This window comes from Streptomyces sp. ERV7 (genome assembly GCF_001653515.1).
Lineage (GTDB): Bacteria > Actinomycetota > Actinomycetes > Streptomycetales > Streptomycetaceae > Streptomyces.
On the sequence record NZ_LYOY01000079.1, the window covers coordinates 1 to 4,550 of the forward strand.

2 protein-coding genes are annotated in these 4,550 nt (G+C 68.2%); one reads left to right on the forward strand and one right to left on the reverse strand.

The genetic code is table 11. The annotated features are described in order from the left end of the window. Positions 1–205: 205 nt before the first annotated feature. The gene (locus A8W25_RS30420) at positions 206–2,293 is read left to right on the forward strand and encodes a nuclease-related domain-containing DEAD/DEAH box helicase (RefSeq protein ID WP_067167649.1); all 2,088 of its coding nucleotides are present in this window, start codon (positions 206–208) and stop codon (positions 2,291–2,293) included. A gap of 1,171 nt (positions 2,294–3,464) precedes the next feature. Here A8W25_RS30420 and A8W25_RS30425 read toward each other — a convergent pair. Continuing rightward, positions 3,465–4,529: a magnesium and cobalt transport protein CorA gene (locus A8W25_RS30425; protein WP_420708538.1), complete on the reverse strand. Its 1,065-nt coding sequence runs from the start codon at positions 4,527–4,529 to the stop codon at positions 3,465–3,467. Between the last annotated feature and the right edge of the window lie 21 nt (positions 4,530–4,550).

The following is a 4,550-nucleotide window of genomic DNA, read 5'->3' on the forward strand; positions in this document are numbered from 1 at the left end:
GGGGTGCGGGGGTTTGGGGCGACGGCGCACTCCCACTTCGGGCACAGGTGCGGCTGAGCTCCGAGAAGGATCTGGAGCGGGCCGGAATCCTGTTGCCGCTCGGCCGCGCAGACGGGGGAGCGCCCCTGCCTCAACTGCTGTGAGCCCTGCCACTCCGTTCGCGGACCGTCCTATGATCGCTACTCCGCGTATGAGGGGGCTGGGCATGGCGGCAGGCGGGTCGGCGTCGCGACGGGCGCAGGAAGCGCGACGGCAGGAGCGATTACTGCGGGAGCAGTGGCACGCCGCTCGCCGGCAGGCCCGACGGTGGGAAGCGGCGAGCGAGGGCGAACGGCTGGTCGCCGCCCAGCTGCTGGTGCTCACGGAGCGCGGGTGGCGGCTGCTCGTGGATCGCCGATGGCCGGGGACACGCGCCGCCAATGTGGACATGCTGCTGGTGGGCCCTGGCGGTGTCTTCGTCATCGACGTCAAGAACTGGCGCTCTGCCCCAGAAGTCTCGGACGGCAAGCTCCGAGCTGGAGGCGAGCCACGAGACGAGCACGCGGCAAAACTGCTCGCGGTCACCAAAGCCGCCGAAGGCGCGGTCGCATCCCTTGGCTTGTCGCCGGTGGCCGTCCGGCCGCTCATGGTGTTCGCGGGACGACGGGTCGACGCCGACCTCGGCCGGATCCGGGTCCTGGGTGAGCACGAGGTCGGTCCCGCGCTGCTGTCCGAGCGCCGCAGACTGCGCGCGGAGTCGGTGCGTGCGATCGCCGACCATCTGGAGCGTGTCTTTCCCGACTACGAGGGATCGGCGGTCACCCAGCAGGCGCTGACACCGGAGCAGCCGCGACACGTCATGTCCGACGGACTGTTCGACCTGGATGGTCTGCGGGACGCGGCCTTGGCGGAGGCGTTGCGGACACCGATCGAGCAGTGGATGACCTTCCTCCACCCCGATCAGGTCGCGTTGGTGCGCCGCAACTGGTCGGGGCCCGCACGCATCAGCGGCCCGGCGGGTACGGGCAAGACGGTGGTCGGACTGCACCGCGCGGCCCACCTCGCCAGGCGCACCGGTGGCCGGATCCTGTACGTCACGTTCGCCAACAATCTGCCGCGTGTGCAGGGCACGTTCCTCAGGGCCATGTCCCCGGAGGTCGCGGACCGGGTGGACTTCAGGAGCCTGCACTCCTGGGCACAGGAGTTTCTGCACGAGCGCGGTGTCCCCGTACGGCTGCACGGAGACAAGGCCGAGACCGCCTTCAGCCTCGCCTGGAAGCACATCGGGCGCGACAGCCGGCTGGCCGAGATAGACCCCGCGCCAGGCTATTGGCACGAGGAGATCGACCACGTCATCAAGGGCCGTGGCATTACCACCTTCGAGCAGTACGCGACCGTGCCCCGACGCCGGCGCAGGACGAGCCTGCGCCGGTCGCACCGGCAGGCGGTGTGGGAGCTCTACGAGGCGTACGAGTCGCTGCGCGTCGAGCGCGGCGTACACGACTTCAACGACGTCCTCTCGCTCGCCCTGGCAGAAGCGGCGCGGCACACGGACCAGCCCCCGTACGGGGCCGTCATCGTGGACGAGGTCCAGGACCTCACCCTCGTCGGCGTACGGCTCCTGCACACCCTCGTCGGCGATGCCCCCAACGGGCTGCTCCTGGTCGGCGACGGCCAACAGGCCGTCTACCCGGGCGGGTTCCGCCTCGCCGACGCAGGCATCGACATTCGCGGCGATCGCGGACAGGTGTTGCGCATCAACTACCGCAACAGCAAACAGATCCTGGACGCAGCGCTCACGGTCGTGGCCGACGACGCCTTCGAGGACATCGACGGCCTGCGCACGCCCGGCCGCCGCGACATCGACCTCACGTACCACGACGGAGAGGTGGTCCGCGTCACGAGGCCGACCGTGGACGCCCATGACCAGGTGCTCCTGGACACCTTGCGCGGCCTGCCCCCCGGTGGGCGGGCTGACGCGGCCGTGCTGTGCCCGTCCATGCGGGCGATCGGCCACTACCAGCGGCTGCTCACCCAGGCGGATATCCCGGTCTGCCTGCTGGAGCACTACGACGGCCGTCCCGTCGACGCGGTCAAACTGGGCACCTACCGCAGGGCCAAGGGCCTGGAGTTCAAGCACGTATACCTGCCCCAGTACGACGCTGCCCTGCCGAACGGGCCTTCAGCCGGCGGCTCCAGCGCGGCGGAGGTGCCCGAAACGGCACGAGAGCGCGAAGAACTGCTGCGCAGCCAGCTCTTCGTGGCGATGACGCGAGCTCGTGACGTGCTGTGGCTGGGCAGCGTGGCGCGGTAGAGAGGGCGATGCGCCGAGCGTGGTCCGGGGCGGACGGGACCGAACTTCGCGCTGTACGGCTCCGCGCTGTTGAGTCGCCGGACTTGGCGGCGCGCGCGGATGCCCCGTGGGCACGCGAGGGAATGCTCGCTCCACGGTGCGGCGCACACGTGCACTCCAGGCCGGAAGGGCCAGTGGTCGAGGACAACCTGCGTCCCACTCAGCGGAAGTGCAATGCGCGCAAGGGCAAGGGCTGCATGCATGCTCCGATCGACCGCCCCAGGAACTCCCGCAGGTGGACATGGGAGCTCCCCGGGCAGTTCCGGAGTTGTCTCCAATACGGCCCGGGGATCATGATCCTACCGATTGTTCTCTCGCCAGACTCGTGCGGCTTCCATTGACCAGTAGACCGCGAGAGAGGCGTTCGTCTCGCGCAGGTACCGGTCTCCCGCACTTGGTGTGTGCTCTGCTTTGTTGGCGTGCTCCCGTGCTTTATTCACGAAAGCTGTGTAGTCCTCTTGCCATGTCATGTCGGGCTTTCCACTTCAAGTATGAGCGCGATGCGTGCCACCTGTTGCGGGGTGATCTTCAGGCCGGGCACGTCCAGCCGGCCCGAATCGTTCGTCCCGAACGCGAGTCACGGTGTCTGCCTGAGCAGACAGCCAACGTCTCTAGACGGCGATCAGCGCGTGCGTACGCGATTGTCCGCCAGAGTCCACGACCTGCCGAGTTGTTTGGCCCCCTGTCTGAGCACCTGGCCAGCTCCGGATAACTCCCTACGCTGCCTTGTGACCGCCTGCCGCGCCCGGGGTCCGCGACAGACGGTGCCGGTTTCTCACCGCTCCGGCGTATGGACAGGAGCGGAGCGCGGCGCGACGGTGGGGGAGGTGCGGTGGTGGAACTTCCTGGAAACTTGGAGCGTGCATGCTGCTGTTGCACGATCCACCGCGCTACGCCATGGGGCGGGTACCGCTTGCTCAGGTGATCATCCAGGTGAGCCGCCCCGCCGTAGCGCGCCTGTAGACGCTTGAGGGGGTAGCTCCCTGCAGGACGCGTTGGGTGAGCGCTGGACGGCCAGGCGACGTCCTGCTCCCCGGCTGCCCCCATTCTCCCCAGATTCTCCCCGAGGGCCCAAAGTCACACCGACCATCCGGTCGCTTTCGCGAAGTTGATTGGTGGATTTGTGTTCTGGCTATAGCCAGTCTCGCTTCTTGAAGATGAAGTACAGACTCACACAAACCCCCGCCATCAGCAGAATCGCGAACGGATACCCGAACCCCCACCCCAGCTCAGGCATGTTCTCGAAGTTCATGCCGTAGATCGTTCCCACCAGCGTGGGAGCAAACAGAATCGCCGCCCATGATGAGATCTTCTTGATTTCCTCGTTCTGTTCGAAGCCTGCCTCTGCCAACGCCCGCATCTCCGCGTTCTGTTGCTGTGTGACCAGCGTCGCGTTGACCGTGAGGATTTCTGTGAGGGCCTGGCGGAAGCCGTCTACGCGTTCGCTGGTGTGGGTGACGTGGTCGGCCACGTCGCGTAGGTAGCGCTGGAGTTCCTCGTCCGTGCCGTACTTGGCGAAGCCGGCCATCAGGGCGTGGAGCATGCCTACCAGGGGGCGGGTGGCGCGCTGGAACTCGACGATCTCGCGGGAGAGTTCGTAGATGCGGCGGGACACCTCGGGGTCGCCGCGGAAGACTTCCGTCTCGATCTCGTCGATGTCGTTCTGGACGCCGGAGACGACGGGGGCGTAGCCGTCCACCACCGCGTCCAGGATCGCGTACAGCACCGCCTCCGGGCCCAGGGCCAGCAGCTCGGGGGTCTCCTCCATGCGGCGGCGGACCGCCGACAGGTCGGGGGCGGCGCCGTGGCGGACCGTGATGAGGAAGTCGCGGCCGATGAAGACGTGCAGCTCGCCGAAGTCGACCTCCTCCGGGGCGTCCAGATAGCGGGCCGCGCGCAGGACCACGAAGAGGGTTTCGCCGTACCGTTCCAGCTTGGGGCGCTGGTGGGCCTCCAGCGCGTCCTCGACCGCCAGCGGATGCAGGTCGAACTCCTCGGCCAGCGAGAGCAGTTCGGCCTCGGACGGGCGGTGCAGGCCGATCCACGCCATGCCGTCGGGGGTCTCGCGCAGCCGGCGGAAGGTCTCCGCGAGCGTGTCGGGGGACGAGGCGCGGCGGCCGTCCCGGTACAGCGCCGACTCCACCACGCTGCGGTGGTCGTTGCGTACGGGTCCGACGGGTCCGACGGGGGCGGACATCCCGAGCGCCGGGGGCGTGGA